Below are 24,554 nucleotides of genomic sequence, written 5' to 3'. Positions count from 1 at the left end.
AGTCTGGTATCGAAACTATGTGGAAAACACTGCATCAACTGGCGATCCCACCACGGCTGTACCAAATCTGTGGCTGGTTTATACCGTGGCTGGCAATCGCCAGTGTGGTTGTGCTTACCGTCGGCTGGATCTGGGGATTCGGCTTTGCCCCCGCTGATTATCAACAGGGAAATAGCTACCGCATTATCTACTTGCATGTGCCTGCGGCGATCTGGTCAATGGGGATTTATGCCTCAATGGCGGTGGCCGCGTTTATCGGCCTGGTCTGGCAGATGAAAATGGCCAACCTGGCGGTGGCGGCGATGGCGCCCATTGGTGCCGTGTTTACCTTTATTGCCCTGGTCACCGGTTCTGCGTGGGGAAAACCGATGTGGGGCACCTGGTGGGTATGGGACGCACGCCTGACTTCTGAACTGGTGCTGCTGTTTTTGTATGTGGGTGTGATTGCCCTGTGGCACGCCTTCGACGACCGCCGTCTGGCGGGCCGTGCGGCAGGTATCCTGGTGCTGATTGGCGTGGTGAATCTGCCGATTATTCATTACTCCGTGGAGTGGTGGAACACCCTGCATCAGGGATCAACGCGAATGCAGCAAAGTATCGATCCGGCGATGCGTTCGCCGCTGCGCTGGTCGATTTTCGGCTTCCTGCTGCTGTCTGCCACGCTGACGCTGATGCGGATGCGTAATTTGATTTTGCTGATGGAAAAACGCCGTCCGTGGGTGAGTGAACTGATACTGAAAAGAGGCCGTAAATGACCCCTGCATTTGCTTCCTGGAATGAATTTTTCGCAATGGGCGGTTACGCCTTTTATGTCTGGCTGGCGGTGGTGATGACCGTTATTCCGCTGGTGGTTTTGGTCGTGCACTCGGTGATGCAGCATCGCGCAATTCTGCGTGGCGTGGCGCAACAGCGGGCGCGTGAGGCGCGTTTACGTGCTGCGCAACAGCAGGAGGCTGCATGAATATTCGCCGTAAAAACCGCTTGTGGATTGCCTGTGCCGTGCTGGCGGGGCTGGCGCTGACGATTGGCCTGGTGCTATATGCGCTGCGCTCGAATATCGATCTTTTTTATACGCCGGGGGAGATTCTCTACGGCAAACGTGAAACCCAACAGATGCCGGAAGTCGGGCAGCGCCTGCGCGTCGGCGGAATGGTGATGCCGGGGAGCGTGCAGCGCGATCCCAATTCGCTGAAAGTAACGTTCACCATTTACGACGCTGAAGGCTCAGTGGATGTCTCTTATGAAGGCATTTTGCCGGATCTGTTCCGTGAAGGGCAGGGCGTTGTGGTGCAGGGCGAACTGGAAAAAGGCAATCATATCCTCGCGAAAGAAGTGCTGGCGAAACACGATGAAAACTATACGCCGCCAGAAGTCGAAAAAGCGATGGAAGCGAATCACCGTCGCCCGGCGAGTGTTTATAAGGATCCAGCATCATGATGCCAGAAATTGGTAACGGGCTGCTGTGCCTGGCGCTAGGAATTGCGCTGCTGCTGTCCGTGTATCCGTTATGGGGCGTGGCGCGCGGAGATGCGCGCATGATGGCGTCTTCCCGCTTGTTTGCCTGGCTACTGTTCATGACTGTGGCTGGCGCATTTCTGGTGCTGGTCAATGCTTTCGTGGTCAACGACTTTACCGTCACCTATGTTGCCAGCAACTCGAATACCCAGCTTCCGGTATGGTATCGCGTGGCGGCGACCTGGGGCGCGCATGAAGGTTCACTGCTGCTGTGGGTGTTGCTGATGAGCGGCTGGACGTTTGCGGTAGCGATTTTTAGCCAGCGTATTCCGCTGGATATTGTTGCTCGCGTACTGGCGATAATGGGGATGGTTAGCGTCGGATTTTTGCTGTTCATTCTCTTTACCTCAAACCCGTTCTCCCGCACGCTGCCGAACTTCCCGATTGAAGGGCGCGATCTTAACCCACTGTTGCAGGATCCGGGGCTGATCTTCCATCCGCCTCTGCTCTATATGGGCTACGTCGGTTTCTCGGTGGCGTTTGCTTTTGCCATCGCTTCTTTGTTGAGTGGGCGTCTGGACAGCACTTACGCACGTTTTACCCGTCCGTGGACGCTGGCGGCGTGGATCTTCCTGACGCTCGGCATTGTGCTTGGTTCCGCATGGGCCTATTACGAACTCGGCTGGGGCGGCTGGTGGTTCTGGGATCCGGTAGAAAACGCCTCGTTTATGCCGTGGCTGGTGGGGACTGCGCTGATGCACTCACTGGCGGTCACTGAACAACGCGCCAGCTTCAAAGCGTGGACATTACTGTTGGCAATCAGTGCCTTCTCGCTGTGTCTGCTGGGGACTTTCCTCGTGCGTTCCGGCGTGCTGGTATCGGTACACGCGTTTGCGTCTGATCCGGCGCGCGGTATGTTTATCCTCGCCTTTATGGTACTGGTGATTGGCGGTTCGCTGCTGCTGTTTGCCGCGCGTGGACACAAAGTTCGCTCACGCGTAAACAATGCGCTGTGGTCGCGGGAATCTCTGCTGTTAGCGAACAACGTTTTGCTGGTCGCCGCGATGCTGGTGGTGTTGCTGGGGACGCTGCTGCCGCTGGTGCATAAACAACTGGGGCTGGGCAGTATTTCGATTGGCGAACCGTTCTTCAACACCATGTTTACCTGGCTAATGGTGCCGTTTGCGCTGTTGCTTGGCGTCGGCCCTCTGGTGCGCTGGGGACGCGATCGCCCGCGTAAAATCCGCAATTTGTTGATTATCGCCTTCATCTCAACGCTGGTGCTGTCTCTGCTGTTGCCGTGGCTGTTCGAAAGCAAAGTTGTGGCGATGACGGTGCTTGGCCTGGCAATGGCCTGCTGGATTGCGGTGCTGGCAATTGCGGAAGCTGCGCTGCGTATTTCACGCGGCACGAAAACCACCTTCAGTTATTGGGGGATGGTGGCGGCTCACCTGGGGCTGGCAGTGACAATTGTTGGCATTGCTTTTAGTCAGAACTATAGCGTTGAGCGTGATGTGCGCATGAAGTCCGGCGATAGCGTCGATATTCATGAATATCGCTTCACCTTCCGTGATGTCAAAGAGGTGACTGGCCCGAACTGGCGTGGCGGTGTGGCGACTATCGGCGTAACGCGAGATGGCAAGCCGGAAACAGTGCTGTATGCAGAAAAACGTTATTACAACACTGCCGGGTCGATGATGACCGAAGCGGCGATTGACGGCGGCATCACGCGTGACCTGTACGCCGCGCTCGGTGAAGAGCTGGAAAACGGCGCGTGGGCAGTTCGTCTTTACTACAAACCGTTTGTTCGCTGGATCTGGGCGGGCGGGCTGATGATGGCGTTGGGCGGGCTGCTGTGCCTGTTTGATCCTCGCTATCGCAAGCGCGTGAACCCGCAAAAAACTGCGCCGGAGGCTGTATGAAGCGCAAAGTATTGTTAATTCCTTTGATTATCTTCCTGGCGATTGCCGCAGCATTGCTGTGGCAGCTGGCGCGTAATGCCGAAGGGGATGATCCGACCAATCTGGAATCGGCGCTCATTGGCAAGCCAGTGCCGACGTTTCGCCTCGAATCACTGGATAATCCCGGTCAGTTTTATCAGGCGGACGTGCTGACTCAGGGTAAACCGGTGCTGCTTAACGTCTGGGCGACCTGGTGTCCGACCTGCCGTGCGGAACATCAATATCTGAATCAGCTTTCTGCGCAGGGCATCCGCGTGGTGGGTATGAACTATAAAGACGACAGGCAGAAAGCAATTAGCTGGCTGAAAGAACTGGGCAATCCTTACGCGCTAAGCCTGTTTGATGGCGACGGCATGTTAGGGTTGGATCTTGGCGTGTATGGCGCGCCAGAAACGTTTCTCATCGATGGCAACGGCATCATTCGCTATCGCCATGCGGGCGATCTCAATCCTCGCGTCTGGGAAGAAGAGATCAAGCCGCTGTGGGAGAAATACAGTAAGGAGGCCGCACAATGAGGTTTTTATTGGGCGTGCTGATGCTGATGATCTCCGGCTCGGCGCTGGCGACCATCGACGTGTTGCAGTTTAAAGATGAAGCACAGGAACAGCAGTTCCGCCAGCTCACGGAAGAACTGCGCTGCCCGAAATGCCAGAACAACAGTATTGCCGATTCCAACTCGATGATTGCCACTGACCTGCGCCAGAAAGTGTATGAACTGATGCAGGAAGGTAAAAGCAAGAAAGAGATTGTTGATTATATGGTGGCGCGTTACGGCAACTTCGTCACTTACGATCCGCCATTAACACCGCTGACCGTGCTGCTGTGGGTGCTGCCAGTTGTCGCTATTGGTATCGGCGGCTGGGTGATTTACTCCCGCTCGCGGCGTCGGGTGCATGTGGCGCAGGAGGAGTTTCCTGAACAAAGCGTGCCGGAAGGTAAGCGTGCCGGATATGTTGTTTATCTGCCGGGTATTGTGGTGGCGTTAATTGTGGCAGGCGTCAGCTACTACCAGACTGGCAATTATCAGCAGGTAAAAGTTTGGCAGCAGGCCACGGCACAGGCTCCGGCGTTGCTGGACAGGGCGCTCGATCCGAAAGCCGATCCGCTCAACGAAGAAGAGATGTCACGTCTTGCGCTGGGGATGCGTACTCAACTGCAAAAAAATCCGGGAGATATAGAAGGCTGGATTATGTTGGGCCGCGTTGGCATGGCGCTGGGTAACGCCAGTATCGCGACCGATGCATATGCCACTGCGTATCGCCTCGATCCGAAAAACAGTGATGCTGCGCTAGGTTACGCGGAGGCATTAACGCGTTCTTCTGACCCCAACGATAACCGCCTGGGCGGCGAGTTGTTGCGTCAACTGGTGAGAAGTGACCACAGCAATATTCGCGTGCTGAGCATGTATGCGTTTAACGCCTTTGAGCAGCAGCGATTTGGCGAAGCCGTTGCCGCGTGGGAGATGATGTTGAAACTCTTGCCTGCCAACGATACTCGCCGTGCGGTGATTGAGCGCAGTATCGCGCAGGCGATGCAGCATTTGTCGCCGCAGGAGAGTAAGTAAGAAGAAGCCCGATGGTGACGCCATTGGAGCCAGGCGGATGACAACGTGCGCTATGTTTATGCCGGATGCGGCGTGATCGCCTTATTCGGCCTACAAAATCGTGCAAATTCAATACATTGCTCGATCTGAGTAGGCCTGATAAGCATAGCGCATCAGGCAGTTTTGCGTTTGTCATCAATCTCAGCCCGATGATAAATCCATCGGGCTATTTTTTATTGTGTCCCGCGTTGTTGCAGGAACAGAATGGTGGCCGCCACGCGTGAGCGGACATTGAGTTTACGCAGCAGATTGCGAATGTGCACTTTTACCGTCTGCTCAGAAATATTCAACACCGAGGCAATTTGCTTATTCGACAGCCCTTGCGCCAGCTCGTGCAGAACATCCAGCTCACGTTCCGTCAGCACGCTGAAGGGATCTTCTTCCGCACCGAACATTTCACGTTCGCGCAAGTACTGATTGACGCGTTCGCTAAAGACTTTGCTGCCTTTTGCTCCGGCGCGAATTGCTTCCAGCAATACTTCCGGGTCGCTGTCTTTTAGCAGATAGCCGTCTGCGCCTGCGTCTATCAGTGCAAAGACATCGCTGGAGGCATCTGATACGGTCAGGATAATAATTTGCGCGGTAACGCCATCCCTGCGCAAGGCATTGAGGGTATCCAGGCCACTCATACCTTTCATATTGAGATCCAGCAAGATAACGTCGATATCCAGTCGATTAGCCAGATCGATAGCACTAGCGCCGTCGCCTGCTTCGGCGACCACTTCAAAACCAGGATCAAGCTCCAGTAACTGACGAACACCGCGTCGCATAAGTGGATGATCATCCACAATCATCACCTGAAAAGGCGTTGCTTCAGGCATAGTAGTCTCCTGAGGTTTTATTAGAATCATTATGTTTGAGCGTAGCGTTGGTAACGCTACCAGGCGCGTGAATGTTACCCCATTTTATGTATGGGCATGTAGTAAAACTGCAAGTGAGGGTAGCAAGACAATGCTGTGGATATAAAAAAACCAACCGTAAAGGTTGGTTTTCTTGGGATTTTTGGTCGGCACGAGAGGATTTGAACCTCCGACCCCCGACACCCCATGACGGTGCGCTACCAGGCTGCGCTACGTGCCGACTCGTGGCTGCTTATACTACCGTTTTCCACACCGATTGCAAGTAAGATATTTTGCTAACTGATTTATAATTAATCAGTTAGCGATGAAACGCTTCTCGTCTGTCAGCACTTGCAATAACAAACTTAACTGTGGTTTTTCGTCTTTCACTCTTTCGCCACGTAAGTTGTAAGTGCGGTATTTACCGTTATTGTTCAGTACCAGCGTCATTTTCGGGGTGGTAATTGCCAGCGTATCGTTATTCGCCGCAGTCACCCAGTAATGACGGCGCTCAGGGTTGAACAAATCCTGACCTTGCGAATATTCGCTCGCTGGTGTGCTGACGTGTAGCAGACGTTGCATCAGCGTGGTCATCAGATCGGTATGGTCGGTCAGGGTATTAATTCGCTGTGCCGGTGTGCCTGGCCAGTGAATCACTAACGGCACCTGAAGATGACCGTGGGACCAGTCAAAGGTTTCTTCCTCTTCGACCAGCGGAATGCCCCGACCGGCAGTAATAATCACCACCGTATTGTCCAGCTTGCCGGACGCTTTCAGCGCATCAAGAACGCGGTTAATCTGGTCATCGACATTACCTGCCGCGCGGCTATATTTCCGTGCAAATGCTTGCTGGTTGCTGTCGTCAATGTTGGTGCCATTGAAAGATACCCATGAGAACCAGCGATTATCTTCTTGCGCGTAGCGGCTCAGCCAGTTGATCCACTGTGTAGCAGTCTGCTCATCGGATTGCGTGCGAACGCTCGGCATTGAGAAGTCTGACAACAATGCCTGACGATACAACGGGCTGGTAAAGCCATCGGATGAGAATAACCCCAGTTGATATCCTTGCTGGTTAAGCGCGGTAATTAATGCCGCAGGTGTACGGGTCGACAGAATGCCGTCCATATAACTTGGCGATATGCCATAGAACAGGCCAAAGATGCCGTTGTCGGTCGTGTTGCCGGAACTCATATGGCGCGTGAACGAAATATTTTGTTCCGCAAAGCCTGCCAGCGCAGGCATCTGCTTCTCAAAGCGTGAGTAGTTCAGTCCATCGACAGTAATCAGCAAGACGTTTTGCCCGGTGCCCATATCGCGGTAGCGCAGTTCGCTTAACGGATACTGTACGGAAACAGCATCTGGATTGCCTTGCTCAATAAGACGGCGTTGATACTCTTGTGCATCAAGCAAGCCATGCTTCTCAAGAAAACGTCGCGCCGTCATCGGGTACGAAAGCGGCAGGTTGGCGCGCTGCATGGTGATCGGGCGATAGAAGTTAGCATCGGCCCAAATATAAACCACATGCGAGGCAATAAAGGCGATGAATAAGAATGCGGCCAGCGGACGGGCGAAGCGCCGACGACGTGTCAGGCTGCGCAGCTTTTGCCAGCTCCACGTCGCAAATACCAGTTCAAGCAATAATATTACCGGCACACTGATGAACATCAGCTGCCAGTCGCGCGCCATCTCATTTTCGTCCGGGTTGATAACCAACTGCCAGACGATGGGATTAAGATGGAGATGGAAACGGGTAAAGACTTCGCTATCGATCAGTAATAGCGTCATTCCCGCTGTTGCCAGAATGACGGACAAAAACCTCATCAGCCTCTGGGAGCCGACAATAAAGGTCAGCGGGAAGAGGATCAGCAAATAGGTGGCGAACACCAGAAAGCTGAAATGACCGATAATGCTTACGTAGGAATAAATACGACCCGCAAGCGTTGTCGGCCAGTCGGCGATAAACAGGTAACGGCTGCCAATGACGAGCGAAAGCAGAATATTGAACAGTGCAAACCAGTGCCCCCAACTGACCATCTGGGAGACTTTTTCACGGTAGCGCTGACGATGAGTTACCATAACCTGTTATCTGTTTCCCTTAGTGCGCTTTGTCTTCGTTGATAGAGGACTGTAAGGCGCGGGCAAAAGAGTTGGCAATCGCCTGGCGCTGAGCCGGGGCAATGCTGGTGTTGATAAGGTTGGTGACCATATTGCCTAACACCATCAGGGAAAGGTCGGTCGGAGCCTTATGTTTTTCCAGTACGTTGAGCAGCTCTGCGAGCAATTGTTCAACCTGTTCATCACTGTAGCGGGAAATTTGTGGCATAAATCGAAATCAGTTAGTTGATGAAAGGGCAACATATTACCGTAGCAACGGTTTTTTTTCTGCTTTTTTATACTTTAAATCATTCGCGTTACGCCACCTTCTGTAAAATGACCGCCATCTTTTATTGCGTCGCTTAACCAGCGGTGGTTGAATACCGCCCGGTCTAAAAGGAGAGTTTATCATGAGTCTGGATATCAACCAGATTGCTCTGCACCAGCTTATCAAGCGTGATGAGCAGAACCTTGAGCTGGTGCTGCGCGATTCATTGCTGGAACCGACGGAAACCGTCGTTGAGATGGTGGCGGAGCTGCATCGTGTCTATAGCGCCAAGAATAAAGCCTACGGTTTGTTTAGCGAGGAGAGTGAACTGGCGCAGACGCTGCGCTTACAGCGTCAGGGCGAAGAAGACTTTCTGGCATTTAGTCGGGCAGCAACTGGTCGCCTGCGTGACGAACTGGCGAAATATCCTTTTGCTGACGGCGGCTTCGTGCTGTTTTGTCACTATCGCTATCTGGCGGTTGAGTATTTGCTGATTTGCGTACTGAACAATTTAAGCAGTATGCGCGTTAACGAAAACCTCGACATCAACCCAACCCATTATCTCGATATTAATCATGCTGATATCGTTGCGCGTATCGATTTGACCGAGTGGGAAACCAATCCAGAATCGACCCGTTATCTCACTTTCCTGAAAGGGCGAGTAGGGCGCAAAGTGGCTGATTTCTTTATGGACTTCCTCGGTGCCAGCGAAGGATTGAATGCGAAAGCGCAAAACCGTGGACTGTTACAGGCGGTCGATGACTTTACCGCCGAAGCGCAACTGGATAAAGCAGAACGGCAGAACGTTCGCCAGCAGGTTTATAGCTACTGTAATGAGCAATTGCAGGCGGGCGAAGAGATCGAGCTGGAGTCGCTGTCGAAAGAACTGGCGGGCGTCAGCGAAGTGAGCTTCACGGAATTTGCGGCTGAAAAAGGCTATGAACTGGAAGAGAGCTTCCCGGCAGATCGTAGCACGCTGCGTCAGTTGACTAAGTTTGCCGGTAGTGGTGGTGGCTTAACCATCAACTTTGATGCAATGCTGTTAGGCGAACGGATTTTCTGGGACCCGGCGACCGATACCCTGACCATTAAAGGCACGCCGCCGAACCTGCGCGATCAATTGCAGCGCCGGACGTCCGGCGGCAATTAATCGGTTTTGTGTTATGAATGCCAGATGCGGCGTGACGCCTTCTCTGGCCTGCAAATAACGGTAATACCTGTATGCCTGATAAGACGCACTGCGTCGCATCAGGCATAATCTGCGGATACAAAAAACCCCGCCGGAGCGGGGTTTTTTACAACTTATTCAGCAATTAAGCGCGAACGAAGTCGATGTGCTGCAGCTTCGGTTTGTACGGGTGACGCTGTACATCCTGAGCTTTAACTTTGATTTCTTTACCGTCAACAACGATGGTCAGAACTTCGCTGTAGAATTCAGCTTTAACTTGCATGTTCATGACTTTGTCGTGATCCAGCTCGATAGCCAGCGGCGCTTCTTTGCCACCGTAGATGATTGCCGGGAACTTGTTAGCGGCACGCAGGCGGCGGCTCGCACCCTTACCCTGCTCTTTACGTACTTCTGCGTTAATAGTAAACATTTCTTTCTCTCTTAAATTAATCCTGCTACAGGCGACCCAGCAACAGGTAAGTGATCTGCTTTGCGTATGCAAAAGCGGGCGAGATTCTATACTCAATCGCCTTATACATCAATCAAAACTACCATTAACCGCGTAATTCATGCGCCCGACGAAAACGACCTTCGTAATCGAACACTTTTTCACGCACTTGCCAGTACTGACCTTTCATGCGGGCAACAACAAAATCCGGATGGCGCAGTAACGCTTGCTGGGCGAGGATATCGGCAGCGGTGATCCAGCGCAGAGGGATGCCCGGTGTGCGCGTATGCGGGCGGATAAAAAGTTGTTCGAAGGCGGTACGCTGGGCGGGCGTTTGTAGACGGAAACGCTCACTCACATCCGCGCCGTCTTCATCGTAATAGGTGATTTTCAGCCATTCGCCTTTCTCGTCGTGACCATGCTGCAAAGACATGCCGCTACAGCGTAATACCAGCGCGTCTTTGAGTCGTAGCGCCGCTTTTAACATGTCGTCTGGATCAACCAGTACCGTGTCACATTCGCGGCAGCGTCGGGCGGCAATATCGTTTTCCGCGTTACATTGTGGGCAATTTTTAAAACGGAAACGGAAGTCACACTGTTCGCGATGACCGTCGTCATCTTCAAACCACCCCTGACAGCGACGACCAAAGTGTTCAATCAATGTACCGTCGGCGGTCGTTTTGCCCCAGAAGGTGTTGGCAAAACCGCAGGCAGGGCAGAAAACCTGTACCGGAACGTTGTCACTTTTGCCTTTTGGGGTGCCAACTTCTGGCGCGTAGAGATCGTGAGGATTACCCGCATAATCAAGAATTAAGCAATCAGTCTTGCCGGGCGCCAGACGCAGACCGCGTCCGACAATTTGTTGGTAAAGACTCACTGATTCAGTAGGGCGCAGGATGGCGATAAGATCGACGTGCGGGGCGTCAAATCCGGTGGTCAGTACCGCAACGTTGACCAGATAGCGAAAACGCTGGGCTTTAAAATCTTCAATTAATACATCACGTTCAGCGCCGGGTGTGTCACCGGTAATGAGTGCTGCATCTTCGGCGGGCAGCAATCCCACAATCTCTTTTGCGTGTTCAACCGTCGCGGCGAAAATCATCACCCCTTTGCGCGTTGCGGCGAACTCCATAATCTGGCTGATGATGTGCGGCGTAATACGTTGTTGTTTTTTCAGCTCGCGGTTGAGATCGGCTTCGCTGAACAGCCCATTACTCTGTGCCTGCAAGCGGCTGAAATCGTATTGCACTACCGGCATATCAAGCCGTTCTGGTGGCGTCAGATAGCCGTGTTTAATCATATAACGCAGCGGCAGCTCATAAATGCAGTCACGGAAAAGGGCTTTCTCGTCGCCACGTACCATGCCGTGATAATGGAACTGGTAGATCCAGCCTTTGCCCAGCCGAAAAGGCGTGGCGGTCAGCCCCAACAGGCGTAAGTGGGGATTCACTTTTGTCAGGTGAGTAAGGATTTGCTGATACTGGCTCTCTTCATCGTCGCCAATGCGGTGGCATTCATCGACAATCAACAGCGAAAATTCACCCTGAAAGGCATCGAGATTGCGTGCGACCGACTGCACGCTGCCAAACACCACTTTACCGTGGCTCTCTTTACGCTTCAGCCCGGCGGCAAAAATATCGGCTTCCAGCCCCAGAGCCTGATATTTTGCATGGTTTTGCGCCACCAGCTCTTTGACGTGCGCCAGCACCAGCACGCGACCACGCGCCAGCCGTGCCAGTTCCGCTATCACCAGGCTTTTACCTGCACCAGTAGGCAGCACGATAACGGCAGGAGTTTTATGACGACGAAAATGGTTGAGCGTGGCATCCACGGCTTCTTGCTGATATGGACGGAGTGTAAAAATCATGGTCTCGCGTAGGTAGATTATTCTGCTAATAGTATGCCACGGATCTTTTTCTCTTGAGGGAAGTTATTAGACCGCTATACTGGGCGAACAACAGTTCAGATTTTCGGGTCATTACCCGACCTCCGTTTTTTACAGGCAAAATCACACACATGCGACTTGATAAATTTATCGCACAGCAACTCGGCGTTAGCCGTGCTATTGCCGGGCGTGAAATCCGTGCCACTCGTGTCACCGTCGATGGCGAAATCGTCCGCAATGCAGCGTTTAAACTGCTCCCTGAACACAGTGTGGCTTACGATGGAAACCCGCTGGCACAGCAACACGGACCACGTTACTTCATGCTCAATAAGCCTCAGGGCTATGTTTGTTCTACTGACGATCCGGATCACCCAACGGTGCTCTATTTTCTGGATGAACCTGTGGCGTGGAAACTACACGCAGCAGGGCGGCTGGATATCGACACTACCGGCCTGGTGCTGATGACTGACGATGGTCAGTGGTCGCACCGCATTACTTCTCCACGTCATCATTGCGAGAAAACCTACCTGGTGACGCTGGAGTCCCCGGTGGCAGCCGATACGGCAGAGCAGTTTGCTAAAGGCGTGCAGTTACATAACGAAAAAGATCTCACTAAGCCTGCTGTGCTGGAAGTGATTACGCCGACGCAGGTACGTCTGACCATCAGCGAAGGGCGTTATCATCAGGTGAAACGCATGTTCGCCGCCGTGGGTAACCACGTGGTTGAGCTGCATCGTGAACGTATTGGCGGCATTACGCTGGATGCTGATTTAGCACCCGGTGAATATCGTCCATTAACTGAAGAAGAAGTTGCCAGCGTCGTCTAACACTTTAATAACTTTCAGGAGCCCGTTGTGACCACCCGACAGCATTCGTCGTTTGCTATTGTTTTTATCCTTGGCCTGCTGGCCATGTTGATGCCGCTGTCGATTGATATGTATCTGCCCGCGCTGCCAGTGATTTCTGCGCAGTTTGGTGTGCCAGCGGGCAGTACGCAGATGACCCTGAGTACCTATATTCTGGGTTTTGCGTTGGGGCAGTTAATCTACGGGCCGATGGCAGATAGCTTCGGGCGTAAGCCGGTGGTTCTTGGCGGTACGCTGGTATTTGCTGCGGCGGCGGTGGCGTGTGCACTGGCGCAAACTATCGATCAGCTGATTGTGATGCGTTTCTTTCACGGGCTGGCAGCGGCGGCGGCCAGCGTGGTCATCAACGCCCTGATGCGCGACATCTACCCGAAAGAAGAGTTCTCGCGGATGATGTCGTTTGTCATGCTGGTAACGACCATCGCGCCTCTGATGGCGCCGATTGTTGGCGGCTGGGTGCTGGTGTGGCTGAGCTGGCATTACATTTTCTGGATCCTCGCCGTGGCGGCGATTCTGGCTTCGGCGATGATCTTCTTCCTGATCAAAGAAACGTTACCGCCGGAGCGTCGTCAGCCGTTTCACATCCGTACCACCATTGGCAACTTTGCCGCACTGTTCCGCCATAAGCGCGTCCTGAGTTATATGCTGGCCAGCGGTTTCAGCTTTGCCGGGATGTTCTCATTCTTAAGCGCCGGACCGTTTGTCTACATTGAAATTAACCACGTCGCGCCGGAAAACTTTGGTTATTACTTTGCGCTGAATATTGTTTTCTTGTTCGTGATGACCATCTTTAACAGTCGCTTTGTTCGCCGCATTGGCGCGCTGAATATGTTCCGGTCGGGGCTGTGGATTCAATTTATTATGGCAGCGTGGATGGTCATCAGTGCGCTGCTGGGGTTGGGGTTCTGGTCGCTGGTGGTTGGTGTGGCGGCGTTTGTGGGCTGCGTGTCGATGGTGTCATCCAATGCGATGGCGGTCATTCTGGATGAGTTTCCCCATATGGCGGGAACGGCATCATCGCTGGCAGGAACCTTCCGCTTTGGTATTGGCGCCATTGTCGGTGCATTGCTCTCCCTTGCGACCTTTAACTCCGCATGGCCGATGATCTGGTCGATTGCGTTCTGTGCGACCTGCTCCATTCTCTTCTGTCTGTACGCCAGTCGGCCGAAAAAACGGTGATCTATTGCACAACGGGGAAGCTAAAAGGCTTCCTTTGTTGATGCATATCAACCGCAAATCTATCAGCCTCCCGTCATTTGTTTATTTTATGTAAAATCAATTTGTGTAAAAAGTCACATCATTGTAGTTAAAAAGGTTGAGTTAGATCGCAGAAACGGGTACATATAGCCCCGCAAACGTGACCACGCCCGCAGATATTATTTAAATCAGAGCCATAGAGGCCACGCAGGCGAGGCATCAATCTTTACGATCTGTTTAAAGACGGGTTGTTGTTGATGTGTTAAAATTGATGTAAACAAATTGTGAAGTAAATGTGCTTCCGGGGAAAATAAGTGACTTCATTACAACTCTCAATCGTCCATCGACTGCCGCAGAACTATCGCTGGTCTGCTGGTTTCGCAGGTTCGAAGGTTGAACCGATTCCGCAAAATGGACCGTGCGGTGACAACAGCCTGGTGGCGCTTAAATTGCTTAGCCCGGATGGTGATAATGCATGGTCGGTGATGTACAAACTAAGCCAGGCGTTAAGCGACATTGAAGTTCCATGCTCGGTACTGGAGTGTGAAGGTGAGCCGTGCCTGTTTGTAAATCGCCATGATGAGTTTGCGGCGACATGCCGATTGAAAAATTTTGGTGTGGCAATTGCCGAGCCCTTCTCAAATTACAATCCTTTTTAAGCGTCAGCTTAACGCCAGTAGCTGACGCGTATACTCCTGCTGTGGTGCGGCAAATACGCGCGCGCACGGTCCTTGTTCCACCACTTCCCCCTGTCGCAGTACGATAACCTGATGACATAGCGCGCGGACAACGTGTAAATCGTGGCTGATAAACAAATAGGCCAGTTGATGCTTTTGTTGCAATGATTTCAATAGCGTCAATATTTGCGCCTGTACCGTTTTGTCGAGCGACGATGTTGGCTCATCAAGAATGATCAGTGAAGGCTTAAGAATCAACGCTCTGGCAATCGCTATGCGTTGTCGTTGCCCCCCGGAAAACTCTGCCGGATAGCGGTGGCGTGTTTCAGGATCTAACCCCACTTCATGCATCACGGCTTTCACTTGTTCTTCGCGTTGTGCGGCAGAAAGCGTCGGCTGGTGAACCCGCAACCCTTCCTCAATTATCTGCAATACGTTGAGTCGTGGGTTGAGCGAGGAGTTTGGATCCTGAAATACCACCTGAATGCGATGACGAATAGGTAACAGCTGGCGGCGATTTAAATTTTGCAGTGGCTGACCGTCAAAGATAATGCTGCCCTGAGAGTTAATCAGTCTCAGCAGCGCCAGTCCCGTCGTGCTTTTCCCGGAACCTGACTCGCCTACTAAACCCAGTGTTTCACCCGCCCGTAGCGTAAAACTGATGTTTTTCACCACCACATTATGATCCACAATGCGCTTCAAGATCCCTTTACGAATGGGGAAGGCAACCTGAAGCTGTTCAACATCTAGCAACGTTGAGGCAGGTTCTGGCAATGGCACCGGGTCGCCTGACGGTTCACTGTTGAGTAGCTTTTTTGTGTAAGGATGTGTGGGTGAGGCAAATAGCGTAGCGGCGTTATTTTGCTCGACACAGCGACCGTTTTGCATTACCGCCACGCGGTGGGCCAGTTTTCTGACAATGCTGAGGTTATGAGTAATAAACAGCATACCCATATTCAGCTCGCCTTGCAGTTCGCGCAACAGCTGTAAAATCTGCGCCTGGACAGAGACGTCCAGCGCGGTGGTCGGTTCATCGGCAATTAATAATTCCGGGCGCGTTAATAGCGCCATTGCAATCATCACCCGCTGGCGTTCGCCGCCTGAGAGCTGATGAGGGTAATCTGCCAGTCGTTTTGCTGCCTGACGGATACCGACGCGATCAAGGCAATTTAATATCTCGCCACGTGCCGCTTCTCGTCGCATCCCGCGATGGAGTGAAAGCACTTCATAAAGCTGTTTTTCCAGAGTATGCAATGGATTTAACGACACCATTGGCTCCTGGAAGATCATGGCTACCTTATTACCGCGTACGCCGCGCAACGTTTGCTCGCTGGCATGAAGTAGCGATTCGCCATGAAAACGAATATCTCCAGCAAGATATTCTACCGGCGGGGAAGGGAGCAGACGTAAAATCGACAGCGCAGTAACGCTCTTGCCAGAACCTGACTCGCCCACCAGCGCCAGCGTTTCGCCAGCCTCAATCTGTAGTGAAACATCATTCACTACGGTACGGACAGTTTGCTGATGGCGAAAACCCACCGACAAGTTTTCAATCGCTAACAGAGTTTGCGTCATACTACACCGCCTTATTAGGAGCAAATGCATCGCGGACGGCTTCACCAATAAAAATCAGCAAAGACAACAATATCGCCACCGACAAGAAGGCGGTGATCCCAAGCCACGGGGCCTGAAGGTTATTTTTCCCTTGTAACAGCAGTTCGCCGAGTGACGGTGAACCGAGCGGCAGACCGAAGCCGAGGAAATCGAGTGAGGTCAGGGTAGTTATTGAACTGCATAAAATAAACGGTAAAAAGGTGAGGGTAGCGACCATGGCATTTGGCAACATATGACGCAGAATGATACTGCGATCGCTGACGCCAAGCGCCTGCGCCGCGCGGATGTAGTCGAAATTACGGGTACGTAAAAACTCCGCCCGCACCACACCGACCAGACTCATCCAGCCAAACAAGACGGTAATTGCCAACAGCCACCAGAAGTTAGGCTGTACGACGCTGGAAAGTAAAATGATCAAAAACAGCGTCGGCATTCCCGACCATACTTCAATAAAGCGTTGTCCCCAAAGATCGACTTTACCGCCGTAATAGCCTTGTAGCGCCCCCGCCAGCACGCCCATCACGCTGGAACAGAGAGTCAGCATCATGCCAAACAGAACCGAGATCCGCGTGCCATAGAGAATACGTGCCAGCACATCGCCGCCGTTGGCATCTGTTCCCAGCCAGTTTTGCCGGGAGGGGGGAGAAGGGAAGGGCTTATCGGTAGCAAAGTTGATACTGGTAGCACCAAAGCGAATCGGTGCCCACAGTACCCAGCCGTTATTTTCCAGCCGTTGTTTCAGCCACGGATCCTGATAATCTGCCTGGCTTGCCAGCAGACCGCCAAAATCGCTTTCGCTGTAGTTTTTCAGCAACGGGAAATACCAGCTGCCGTCATAACGCACCAGCAACGGTTTATCGTTGGCGATAAGTTCAGAACACAAACTCAAACCAAACAAGACGAGGAAAATCCATAACGACCAGTAGCCGCGACGGTTATGGCGAAAACGCGCCCAACGGGCCTGATTGACGGGGCTGAGTCGCGACATTAACGTCCCTCAAAATCAATACGCGGATCGACCAGCGTATAGCTGATATCACTGACGATATTCAGCAGCAGGCCAATCAGGGTGAAAATATACAAGGTGCCAAACATTACAGGATAATCGCGCGAGACGGTCGCTTCGTAGCCCAGTAAGCCAAGACCATTGAGTGAAAACATCACCTCAATCAGCAGCGAGCCGGTAAAAAACATGCTGATAAACGTCGCCGGAAAACCGGCAATCACCAGCAGCATGGCGTTGCGGAACACATGTTTCCAGAGAATATTTTTTTCACTTACCCCTTTCGCACGGGCGGTCACCACGTATTGCTTGCGCACTTCATCAAGGAATGAGTTTTTGGTCAGCATGGTCAGCGCCGCAAAGCCGCCAATCACTGTCGCCAGCACGGGTAACGTGATATGCCACAGATAATCAGTGATTTTCTGATACCACGGCAGCGAATCAAAGTTAGCGGAAACCAGGCCGCGTAGAGGGAACAGGTCGAAATAGCTGCCGCCTGCGAAGAAGACAATCAGCAGGATGGCAAACAAAAAGGCCGGAATGGCGTAGCCGATAATGATAAATGCGCTACTCCAGACGTCAAAGCGGCTTCCATTATAAACAGCTTTGCGAATGCCTAACGGAATCGACACCAGATAGATAATCAGCGTGCTCCATAATCCGAGGGTGATGGAAACCGGCAGACTGTCTTTAATCAGCGTCAGCACCGAGGCGCTGCGAAACAAGCTGTCGCCAAAATCAAAGCGGATGTAGTCCCAGAGCATTTTGAAGTAACGTTCGTGGATCGGCTTATCGAAACCGTAGCGATGAGTGATCTCGGCGATCACTTCTGGATCTAATCCGCGTCCGCCACGGTAATTACTGTCGCTGATATTGCCGACGCCCGTTTGCGCATGGCTGGCACGAACACCTTCACCGCCTGCGCCGGGTAATACTCCGGCATTACCAAACTCAATGGCGGCGATGGCCTGGTCGACCGGACCGCCAGGCGCAATTTGCACGATGAAAAAGTTGATGGTGATAATCGCCCATAACGTTGGGATCACCAGCAACAGACGGCGAATCAGATAAGCGCCCATCTACTCTCCCTGTTGTCTGGCTGACGGCAGTTTGGCCGCTTTATTGACGTCATACCACCAGGTATCGATACCGAGGCTGTAAATAGGGCGCACAGCGGGTTGGGAGAATTTATCCCACCAGGCGAGACGGTCTTCCGCCATGTACCACATTGGCAGCATGTAATAATTCCACGTTAATACGCGATCCAGTGCGCGCCCTAACGGCAGCAATTTTTCTTTATTTCCCTGCGCGGCAATAATCTGGTTGATCAGCGAGTCGATAACCGGACTTTGCACGCCGGGTGCATTATAAGTGGAGTTGATATATTCCGATGACCAGGAAATCTGTAAATCGGAACTGGGCCACGGCATTGCTCGCCACACGCGCGGCATCATGTCATAGTCGCGACTGCGCATTCGGTTGGTAATTTGCGAGTTATCCACCTTGCGAATGTCCATACTGATACCCAGCCGTTGCAGGCTGTGCTGGAACGGCAATACCCACTGACTATTGCTGCTTGAAGGCAGCAATAACTCAAAGCTGAGCGGTTGACCCGTTGTGGCATTTACGCGTTGCTGCCCCTTCAGCACCCAGCCCGCTTCGTTGAGAAGTTTGTCGGCTTTTAACAGGTTGTCACGATCGTAGCCATCGCCTTTGGATACCGGCGGCTGGTAGATTTGCGTGAAGACTTCTGGTGGTAACTCTTTTTTCATCGGCGCCAGAAGCACCAGTTCAGCTGCGTCCGGGTAATTTCTGGCCGCGTATTCGGTATTCTGAAAATAACTGTTCGTGCGACTCCAGGCATTGTAAAACAACGCCTTGTTCATCCATTCAAAGTCAAAGGCGAGAGTGATCGCTTCCCGGACCCGGCGATCGCTGAATACCGGACGCTGAATGTTAAACGCCAGCCAGCGCGTATCCTGTGCCGACTCGTTCTTTTGTTCGTCTTTGATAATGTATTTTTTGTCGAAATTTTTACCGGTATAGCGCGTGGCCCAGTTTTTGGCGTCGTTTTCCATACGCAAATCAAAAGCACCGGCTTTAAATGCTTCAAAAGCGACATTATCGTCGAGGTAATAATCGTAGCGAATGGTGTCGAAATTCCAGCGCCCACGGTTTACCGGTAAGTTTGCCGCCCAGTAATCTTTCACGCGGGAATAGACAATATTCTGCCCCATTTTCCAGGACGTAATTCGGTACGGACCACTGGCAAGCGGAGGCGTGGCGAGCGGGTCGCTAAGTTTGTGATCTTTCCAGTACTTTTCTGGAAACACCGGCAGCGAAAACAGACTCAGCATATCTTCTTTACCTGGTTTGGCTAATTCAATGCGCACGGTTAACGGCGCAATGGCTTTAACGGTAGTGCCTTTATAAACCAGACGAAATTGCGGCACGCCTTCGGTCATAAATTTTTGAAAAGTGAATTCAACATCGCGGGCAGTAATAGGCGAACCGTCATGAAAACGGGCGCGTGGATTAATGGCGACTTCCACCCAGGAATAATCGTCAGCATAGCGCGCGCTTTCGGCAATCAGCGGGTAATAACTGCCTGGCTCGTCATCGGAGGTGGTAAATAGCGTGTCGTACAACTGCTCGGTGCGTGCGCCGGGGTTGCCGCGCAATGCATAACGGTTGAAATTATCGAAGGTGCCGAGGGCTGACAACGTTATCTGCCCACCTTTTGGCACGGCGGGGTTCACATAATCAAAATGGTTGAAATTAAACGCGTACCGGGGTTCTCCCAGCACTGCAAAGGCATAGCTTTCCTTGATAGCCTGCGCCTGCGCACCAAAGGTGAACAGAGCGATAAACAGCAGCAGTATGCGCACAATCATCTGCAACGGATTTCCTTTTACTCATCATTAGCCGCAATCCGGCATACTTTCACTATGAATAATAAGGGACGCACGCACACCTTACCACTGTGGCGTATGAGGTTTCTCCAGCCAGCGGATAAAATCATCCAGCGGCAGGGGGCGACTAATCCAGTAACCTTGCAGGAAATTAACGCCACGTTCGCGCAGCCAGCGCGCCTGTTCCGGTGTTTCGACCCCTTCAGCAACTGTCAGCATATTGAGACGTTTCGCCAGCGTCAGCACCGCGTCAAGTACGGGTGAGGTGACCGTTTCCGTACCTATGGCGTTGATAAAGCCACGGTCAATTTTCAGGTAATCGAGCGTGAAACGTTCCAGATAAATAAGCGCGCTGTGCCCGGTGCCGAAGTCATCAATAGCAATTTCTACGCCGACTGAATGCAGCCAGGCGAAGAGTTGCGTGGCTTCTTGCTCTTTCAGCATATCGCGCTCGGTAATTTCCAGCACAATCTGGAAATGGTGTGCGGGCAGGGAAGTGAGCAGTTTTTGGATATCTGCTTTAAAGCTCTCGCTGTGCAGATGATCCGGCGCGATGTTAATGCCAAATTTCACGCCCACCGGCAGTATGTTTTCTAATTCTGCGGCATCACGAGCAATCAGCTCAAACAGATGCTGGGTGAGAGGTACAATCATCTTTTGCGATTCGGCATAGTGAATGAAGGCGTCCGGGGGAATTTCACCCACTACCGGGTGACGCCAGCGTAGCAGTACTTCCAGGCCAGTTACCCGCAGTGTTTGCGTATCAACCACCGGTTGATACACCACGTAAAATTGCTCACGTTTGATGGCCATCATAATTTCTCTGCCTGGGCGCATACGCACGCTCATCAGGTAATAGCAGAGCAGGCCAACGACAGTTCCACTCATACCACCCAGTAGAAACGCGTACCACACATCGTTCCATGTCCAGTCATCAGCATAAAGCCGAACGGTCAGCGGAAGGCCTGCAATTTTGGTTTCACGTACCGGCGTGCCGGTTAACTCACGGACGTTCATCAAATGCGACGTAAAAGTCGATAGCGCAGTATCACCAATAATGAGCGCGATACCGTTGAAATCTTGCTGGTGATAGCTATAGAAAATATACGGCGTCAGGTTCAGATTCAATGCTGCAAAAACGCCGCTATTTTTTAATAAAGGGTTACGATACCAGATGACGATCGTTGGTTTATTGGGCACCATCGGTGTGCCTGGCAATATTGCCATATCAATATCTTTGCCGATGTTTAGTGCCGGAATCAGTTCACTGAGTGGGATGTCCATCTCACCAGTTGCAGAAGAACAGAAGCTCTTTTTATCCTTTACCAGCACAAACGTTCGCACGTTCATGCTAAATGCTGCGCGTGCAGTCAGCTCCGGGTTAGCTTGCTGGCAGGTATCTAAGGTAAGCGGCTGGAGCCTGTCAGTGGTGGATTTCAGGTCGGCAAAATAGGTATTGAGATATTTTTGTACGTCGCTAATCAAGGTGTCGTATTTGACTTCGTGTTTATGCCAGGCCACTAAAAACTGAAGGCAGCTGACCAGTATCGCAATCATCACGCCCGCAATAATGCAGGTGAGCAGGATCTTACGTCCAGAAGAGGGAGCTCGTATGAACATGGTTCCGATAATATCCTGAAAATACGACAACACTAAAAGGAAAGAATGACGGGACTATAGCCTGGTTCAAGATGTGGAAACATCATTTTCTCGGATGAGAAAAACCAAAAAGCACTGCCTAAGCAGTGCTTTTCGTTAACTCGTCAGGATAGCCAAGGGATTGCATCCAAACGATTTATTAGCTACGGCTGAGAACCCGACGTGCTTCGTTGTAACGCTTCTTCCAGTACGGCTCATTCATGCTGGAAATAATTACACCACTGCTGGTGGATGCGTGAACAAACTGATTATTACCGATATAAATACCGACATGGCGTCCGGTTGAACCCGCGCGGAACAGGACTAAGTCGCCTGTACGCAAATTACTACGGGAAACTGATTTCCCCATTTCCTGCTGTTCATACGTTGAACGCGGAAGCTCTAAGCCAAATTGTTCACGGAATGTACGTTGTACGAAACCAGAACAATCGATACCTTTTTTGGTGCTGCCGCCCAGACGATAACGAACGCCTTTCCAGTCAGCATACTGATCCATAATTCGCGATTTCACGTCGACATTACGAACCAGGTTTTCAAATTCATCCTGAGAAGCTTGCAGTGATGATGTTTCACTACCCACTGCACGTGTCTCAGGATGCATATTCTTTGCGGTGTTGTTTGCACTACATGCAGAAAGCAGAACCGCTACTGCAATCGCGGGAATGCCGCGCAAGATATATCTCAAAATCGGTTGAGATTTGACCATGTTGTTTGTTTTCCCTTGAAGTCCTTAACGATAAATATCGTTATAAAAAATGCCAAGCGACACGAGACTAATTACCTGGGCATGTTGAAACAATTCCTTAAGGCCAAATCTGTGGACTAACGCACAAAATTATATGCTGTGAGGATAATTTAACGCCGAGGCAAAACGAGTCCGAGATTACCCGATTGGCGCGGTCTTGGCGAGCGGTTTTACATGATTTTTTATAAGAAAAAGTGATACAGAAAGTTAATAAGTGGGATTGGTCAATTAAAGAACGATTGTGCGAAAAACATGCAACCTATTCATTTGCTTAAAGAATGAGCATTGTATTCGATGAATGAAAGCAATCGTGCGCATCATCAGGATTATCCTTACTATAAAAATAAACCTGATGATGTTAATTACTGTGAGTTATTTGTTTTGGAAATGTTTGCTTTTTCCCGGTAGTGATTTGTCAAAAAAGGTGATTAATCGATCACTTAATGGCGTCAACAGCACCCAGGGTAAACCGATCAATATCACGGTCATGGAGCCGACAATGATATCGGTAAACCAGTGCGCGCCAATCATTACTCTGGGAAATGCAAAAACCACAAAAATAATAATGCCGATAAGACCTGCGACTTTTCCGAAATAGCGCCACATAAAGGCGGAAAAAATAAGTAACATCATGCCGTGATCGCCGGGAAAGCTATCTCGTGATGCATCTTTCGTGGGTACAGGTAGCAGTTCGCTGACGCGGTTAATATCTGTAAAGGTTAATGTCGGGCTGGCCCGTTTTACCGGAATTAATGCCTGACCCAGCTGGTTTAATACCACTGCGGTTAACAGCATGACCAGACCAATAATTACGATACGTCGTCTGCCAGGGGCATTTTCTTTCAGCCAGAAACTCAGCATCAACATTCCCATCGTCAGCAGTGAACAACCGTCGAAAGCGCGATTGTTGGTCAATGCAACCAGCCACAAAAAGGCCTTACTTTCGACCAGTTTCTGATTAAAGAAATAAAAAATATTCGTATCAATCGATAACCAGAATCCATGATTAACGGGTATGTACCAGGAAAGAAACAGCACGAGGCCGACAATGTTCAACAACACTATTTGCGGCAAATTTTTAATCATATTTTCTCTAATTATCTTACTGAAAAACGCAGGCAACCTTACGCGGTGGTCGCTAAACGAAGCTTCAACAGCGCGCTTTGTAAGGCGTTCCAGTCAGTTTCGCTACTGGAAATCAGCTCAATACGGCTATCCGGTGGTGCAACGTTTTGCGTTTCAATGTGCAGGTCATCGCCCTGACGGTTGATTCGCACAAGGCCTTCCGGAATGCGCATAACGCCTTTCACTCGCTCTACTGGTGCAAGTCGTGCCCATTCCAGAATGCCGATGGTGTCGAACACCGTATCAGCGTCGAATATCCAGCCACAGGCCTGATGTCCTTGTCCGCTGTTCAGACTGCGACGCCAGCGTTGATGTTCTGGCAGGCTTAACGCCGCTAACCCTTTTTTCACGCCATGCTGATGTGAATGGGCGGCGCTGGCAGGCAACTCAGTTAAATTGCGACGGGGTAAATCCAGAAGATGACCTTCAATTTGCCCATGTTCGCTGTGAATTAATTGCCGATCGCCACCATTTTGTTGCCACCAGCGTTGCAACGCTTGCTCGCTTTCGGGCGTCGCGCGGTCGGATTTATTGGCGACAATGATGTCTGCGGCAGCCAACTGGTCACGGAAGTTTTCATTATTGACACTTTTTTCATCCAACAGCAGGCGTGGATCGAGAATACACAACGTGGCGCGCAAGTCGATCCACGGTTCATAAACTGGTGCGGTTAACAGATCGAGGATCTGTTTCGGATGGCCCAGCCCGGTTGGCTCTATCAACAAGCGGTCTGGTTTTCCCTGACGCAGTAAGGTATTCAGACCTACCTGCATGGGTAAACCATTAACGCAGCACATGCAGCCGCCGGGGATCTCTTTCAGCAATGCGCCGCTATCGGCGAGCAAAGCGCCATCAATTCCGACTTCTCCAAATTCATTAACCAGCACCGCCCATTTTTCGTTGGGATCTTTATGGGCTAATAGATGAAGAATCGACGTGGTTTTCCCGCTGCCGAGAAAACCGGTGATGAGGTTGGTCCTGGTCACAGCGGCTCCGCAATACTCTGATAAGTTAACTGTGCGTTAATCCTGGCTA

At 51.5% G+C, this 24,554-nt stretch carries 23 protein-coding genes and 1 tRNA gene; 10 read left to right on the top strand and 14 right to left on the bottom strand.

The window, feature by feature from the left end; genetic code table 11:
* The first annotated feature begins 17 nt into the window (after positions 1-17).
* Genes ccmC through ccmH form a run of 6 tightly spaced genes read left to right on the top strand, consistent with a single transcriptional unit; the run spans position 18 to position 4,980 of the window.
* Positions 18-755 carry a heme exporter protein CcmC gene (ccmC, locus tag RGV86_RS05305; protein ID WP_001295447.1) on the top strand — a complete coding sequence of 246 codons (738 nt, stop codon included), beginning with the start codon at positions 18-20 and terminating at the stop codon, positions 753-755.
* The gene (gene ccmD, locus RGV86_RS05300; RefSeq protein ID WP_000186547.1) at positions 752-961 is read left to right on the top strand and encodes a heme exporter protein CcmD; all 210 of its coding nucleotides are present in this window, start codon (positions 752-754) and stop codon (positions 959-961) included. The genes ccmC and ccmD overlap by 4 nt, the downstream gene beginning before the upstream one ends.
* Positions 958-1,437, top strand: a complete 480-nt coding sequence (gene ccmE, locus RGV86_RS05295) for a cytochrome c maturation protein CcmE (protein WP_001026418.1) — start codon at positions 958-960, stop codon at positions 1,435-1,437. Before ccmD ends, ccmE begins: the two co-directional genes overlap by 4 nt.
* Positions 1,434-3,377, top strand: coding sequence for a cytochrome c-type biogenesis heme lyase CcmF (ccmF, locus tag RGV86_RS05290; protein ID WP_000982467.1), 1,944 nt, complete (start codon positions 1,434-1,436; stop codon positions 3,375-3,377). Before ccmE ends, ccmF begins: the two co-directional genes overlap by 4 nt.
* Complete coding sequence (gene dsbE / locus RGV86_RS05285; protein ID WP_000824453.1) at positions 3,374-3,931, top strand: thiol:disulfide interchange protein DsbE; 558 nt, start codon at positions 3,374-3,376, stop codon at positions 3,929-3,931. Before ccmF ends, dsbE begins: the two co-directional genes overlap by 4 nt.
* Positions 3,928-4,980 (top strand): cytochrome c-type biogenesis thiol:disulfide oxidoreductase CcmH, encoded by a 1,053-nt coding sequence (gene ccmH / locus RGV86_RS05280; RefSeq protein ID WP_001211595.1) that lies wholly within the window; start codon positions 3,928-3,930, stop codon positions 4,978-4,980. Before dsbE ends, ccmH begins: the two co-directional genes overlap by 4 nt.
* A gap of 212 nt (positions 4,981-5,192) precedes the next feature.
* Here the strand turns inward: ccmH and narP are convergent, their stop codons facing one another.
* The 4 genes from narP to RGV86_RS05260 all read right to left on the bottom strand — a co-directional run bounded on the left by narP (position 5,193) and on the right by RGV86_RS05260 (position 8,181).
* Positions 5,193-5,840 carry a nitrate/nitrite response regulator protein NarP gene (gene narP, locus RGV86_RS05275; protein WP_010348111.1) on the bottom strand — a complete coding sequence of 216 codons (648 nt, stop codon included), beginning with the start codon at positions 5,838-5,840 and terminating at the stop codon, positions 5,193-5,195.
* Between the two features lie 182 nt (positions 5,841-6,022).
* Positions 6,023-6,099, bottom strand: a tRNA-Pro gene (locus RGV86_RS05270).
* 74 nt (positions 6,100-6,173) lie between these two features.
* A complete protein-coding gene (yejM, locus tag RGV86_RS05265; RefSeq protein WP_085460950.1) occupies positions 6,174-7,934 on the bottom strand; it encodes an LPS biosynthesis-modulating metalloenzyme YejM in 1,761 nt (586 codons plus the stop codon).
* A 19-nt stretch (positions 7,935-7,953) separates the two neighbouring features.
* Positions 7,954-8,181 carry a YejL family protein gene (locus RGV86_RS05260; RefSeq protein ID WP_001135667.1) on the bottom strand — a complete coding sequence of 76 codons (228 nt, stop codon included), beginning with the start codon at positions 8,179-8,181 and terminating at the stop codon, positions 7,954-7,956.
* A 181-nt stretch (positions 8,182-8,362) separates the two neighbouring features.
* Between RGV86_RS05260 and yejK the strand changes: the two genes are divergently transcribed.
* The gene (yejK, locus tag RGV86_RS05255; protein WP_000050780.1) at positions 8,363-9,370 is read left to right on the top strand and encodes a nucleoid-associated protein YejK; all 1,008 of its coding nucleotides are present in this window, start codon (positions 8,363-8,365) and stop codon (positions 9,368-9,370) included.
* Between the two features lie 163 nt (positions 9,371-9,533).
* Here the strand turns inward: yejK and rplY are convergent, their stop codons facing one another.
* Entirely contained in the window at positions 9,534-9,818 is a 285-nt protein-coding gene (gene rplY, locus RGV86_RS05250; protein WP_000494185.1) for a 50S ribosomal protein L25, read from the bottom strand.
* 124 nt (positions 9,819-9,942) lie between these two features.
* Positions 9,943-11,703 (bottom strand): DNA repair helicase RadD, encoded by a 1,761-nt coding sequence (radD, locus tag RGV86_RS05245; protein WP_000578056.1) that lies wholly within the window; start codon positions 11,701-11,703, stop codon positions 9,943-9,945.
* A 149-nt stretch (positions 11,704-11,852) separates the two neighbouring features.
* On the opposite strand from radD, the gene rsuA reads away from it, so the two are divergent.
* The 3 genes from rsuA (at position 11,853) to RGV86_RS05230 (ending at position 14,443) form a co-directional block, all read left to right on the top strand.
* Complete coding sequence (gene rsuA, locus RGV86_RS05240; protein ID WP_024212366.1) at positions 11,853-12,548, top strand: 16S rRNA pseudouridine(516) synthase RsuA; 696 nt, start codon at positions 11,853-11,855, stop codon at positions 12,546-12,548.
* Positions 12,549-12,575: 27 nt separating this feature from the next.
* Positions 12,576-13,766, top strand: a complete 1,191-nt coding sequence (gene bcr, locus RGV86_RS05235; RefSeq protein WP_000213383.1) for a multidrug efflux MFS transporter Bcr — start codon at positions 12,576-12,578, stop codon at positions 13,764-13,766.
* 332 nt (positions 13,767-14,098) lie between these two features.
* Positions 14,099-14,443 (top strand): YejG family protein, encoded by a 345-nt coding sequence (locus tag RGV86_RS05230; protein WP_000202796.1) that lies wholly within the window; start codon positions 14,099-14,101, stop codon positions 14,441-14,443.
* A 3-nt stretch (positions 14,444-14,446) separates the two neighbouring features.
* Here the strand turns inward: RGV86_RS05230 and yejF are convergent, their stop codons facing one another.
* From yejF to yeiR, 8 genes are all read right to left on the bottom strand, one after another.
* The gene (gene yejF, locus RGV86_RS05225; protein WP_085460949.1) at positions 14,447-16,036 is read right to left on the bottom strand and encodes a microcin C ABC transporter ATP-binding protein YejF; all 1,590 of its coding nucleotides are present in this window, start codon (positions 16,034-16,036) and stop codon (positions 14,447-14,449) included.
* Between the two features lies 1 nt (position 16,037).
* A complete protein-coding gene (locus RGV86_RS05220) occupies positions 16,038-17,063 on the bottom strand; it encodes an ABC transporter permease (protein ID WP_085460948.1) in 1,026 nt (341 codons plus the stop codon).
* Positions 17,063-18,157 (bottom strand): microcin C ABC transporter permease YejB, encoded by a 1,095-nt coding sequence (locus RGV86_RS05215; protein ID WP_000501604.1) that lies wholly within the window; start codon positions 18,155-18,157, stop codon positions 17,063-17,065. Before RGV86_RS05215 ends, RGV86_RS05220 begins: the two co-directional genes overlap by 1 nt.
* Positions 18,158-19,972, bottom strand: a complete 1,815-nt coding sequence (locus RGV86_RS05210; RefSeq protein ID WP_085460947.1) for an extracellular solute-binding protein — start codon at positions 19,970-19,972, stop codon at positions 18,158-18,160.
* Positions 19,973-20,053: 81 nt separating this feature from the next.
* Positions 20,054-21,610 carry a cyclic di-GMP phosphodiesterase gene (locus RGV86_RS05205; protein WP_000470615.1) on the bottom strand — a complete coding sequence of 519 codons (1,557 nt, stop codon included), beginning with the start codon at positions 21,608-21,610 and terminating at the stop codon, positions 20,054-20,056.
* A gap of 178 nt (positions 21,611-21,788) precedes the next feature.
* Positions 21,789-22,355 (bottom strand): bifunctional murein DD-endopeptidase/murein LD-carboxypeptidase, encoded by a 567-nt coding sequence (mepS, locus tag RGV86_RS05200; RefSeq protein ID WP_000241011.1) that lies wholly within the window; start codon positions 22,353-22,355, stop codon positions 21,789-21,791.
* 411 nt (positions 22,356-22,766) lie between these two features.
* Positions 22,767-23,480: a Kdo(2)-lipid A phosphotransferase gene (gene lpxT, locus RGV86_RS05195; RefSeq protein WP_010347233.1), complete on the bottom strand. Its 714-nt coding sequence runs from the start codon at positions 23,478-23,480 to the stop codon at positions 22,767-22,769.
* A gap of 38 nt (positions 23,481-23,518) precedes the next feature.
* Positions 23,519-24,505, bottom strand: coding sequence for a zinc-binding GTPase YeiR (yeiR, locus tag RGV86_RS05190; protein ID WP_000198832.1), 987 nt, complete (start codon positions 24,503-24,505; stop codon positions 23,519-23,521).
* Positions 24,506-24,554 lie beyond the last annotated feature (49 nt).

It is taken from the genome of Escherichia ruysiae (assembly GCF_031323975.1).
Lineage (GTDB): Bacteria > Pseudomonadota > Gammaproteobacteria > Enterobacterales > Enterobacteriaceae > Escherichia > Escherichia ruysiae.
The sequence above is the reverse complement of the archived record's forward strand: the minus strand, read 5'-3'. Positions and strand labels throughout refer to the sequence as shown.

Excerpts from the sequence above, each read along its gene's own strand:
- ccmC (WP_001295447.1), top strand. The coding sequence starts at position 18 with ATGTGGAAAACACTGCATCAACTGGCGATCCCACCACGGCTGTACCAA.
- radD (WP_000578056.1), bottom strand. The coding sequence starts at position 11,703 with ATGATTTTTACACTCCGTCCATATCAGCAAGAAGCCGTGGATGCCACG.
- RGV86_RS05260 (WP_001135667.1), bottom strand. The coding sequence starts at position 8,181 with ATGCCACAAATTTCCCGCTACAGTGATGAACAGGTTGAACAATTGCTC.
- rplY (WP_000494185.1), bottom strand. The coding sequence starts at position 9,818 with ATGTTTACTATTAACGCAGAAGTACGTAAAGAGCAGGGTAAGGGTGCG.
- RGV86_RS05210 (WP_085460947.1), bottom strand. The coding sequence starts at position 19,972 with ATGATTGTGCGCATACTGCTGCTGTTTATCGCTCTGTTCACCTTTGGT.
- yejM (WP_085460950.1), bottom strand. The coding sequence starts at position 7,934 with ATGGTAACTCATCGTCAGCGCTACCGTGAAAAAGTCTCCCAGATGGTC.
- yejF (WP_085460949.1), bottom strand. The coding sequence starts at position 16,036 with ATGACGCAAACTCTGTTAGCGATTGAAAACTTGTCGGTGGGTTTTCGC.
- ccmF (WP_000982467.1), top strand. The coding sequence starts at position 1,434 with ATGATGCCAGAAATTGGTAACGGGCTGCTGTGCCTGGCGCTAGGAATT.
- rsuA (WP_024212366.1), top strand. The coding sequence starts at position 11,853 with ATGCGACTTGATAAATTTATCGCACAGCAACTCGGCGTTAGCCGTGCT.
- RGV86_RS05220 (WP_085460948.1), bottom strand. The coding sequence starts at position 17,063 with ATGTCGCGACTCAGCCCCGTCAATCAGGCCCGTTGGGCGCGTTTTCGC.
- narP (WP_010348111.1), bottom strand. The coding sequence starts at position 5,840 with ATGCCTGAAGCAACGCCTTTTCAGGTGATGATTGTGGATGATCATCCA.
- lpxT (WP_010347233.1), bottom strand. The coding sequence starts at position 23,480 with ATGATTAAAAATTTGCCGCAAATAGTGTTGTTGAACATTGTCGGCCTC.
- ccmD (WP_000186547.1), top strand. The coding sequence starts at position 752 with ATGACCCCTGCATTTGCTTCCTGGAATGAATTTTTCGCAATGGGCGGT.
- ccmE (WP_001026418.1), top strand. The coding sequence starts at position 958 with ATGAATATTCGCCGTAAAAACCGCTTGTGGATTGCCTGTGCCGTGCTG.
- yejK (WP_000050780.1), top strand. The coding sequence starts at position 8,363 with ATGAGTCTGGATATCAACCAGATTGCTCTGCACCAGCTTATCAAGCGT.
- RGV86_RS05205 (WP_000470615.1), bottom strand. The coding sequence starts at position 21,610 with ATGTTCATACGAGCTCCCTCTTCTGGACGTAAGATCCTGCTCACCTGC.
- RGV86_RS05215 (WP_000501604.1), bottom strand. The coding sequence starts at position 18,157 with ATGGGCGCTTATCTGATTCGCCGTCTGTTGCTGGTGATCCCAACGTTA.
- ccmH (WP_001211595.1), top strand. The coding sequence starts at position 3,928 with ATGAGGTTTTTATTGGGCGTGCTGATGCTGATGATCTCCGGCTCGGCG.
- dsbE (WP_000824453.1), top strand. The coding sequence starts at position 3,374 with ATGAAGCGCAAAGTATTGTTAATTCCTTTGATTATCTTCCTGGCGATT.
- mepS (WP_000241011.1), bottom strand. The coding sequence starts at position 22,355 with ATGGTCAAATCTCAACCGATTTTGAGATATATCTTGCGCGGCATTCCC.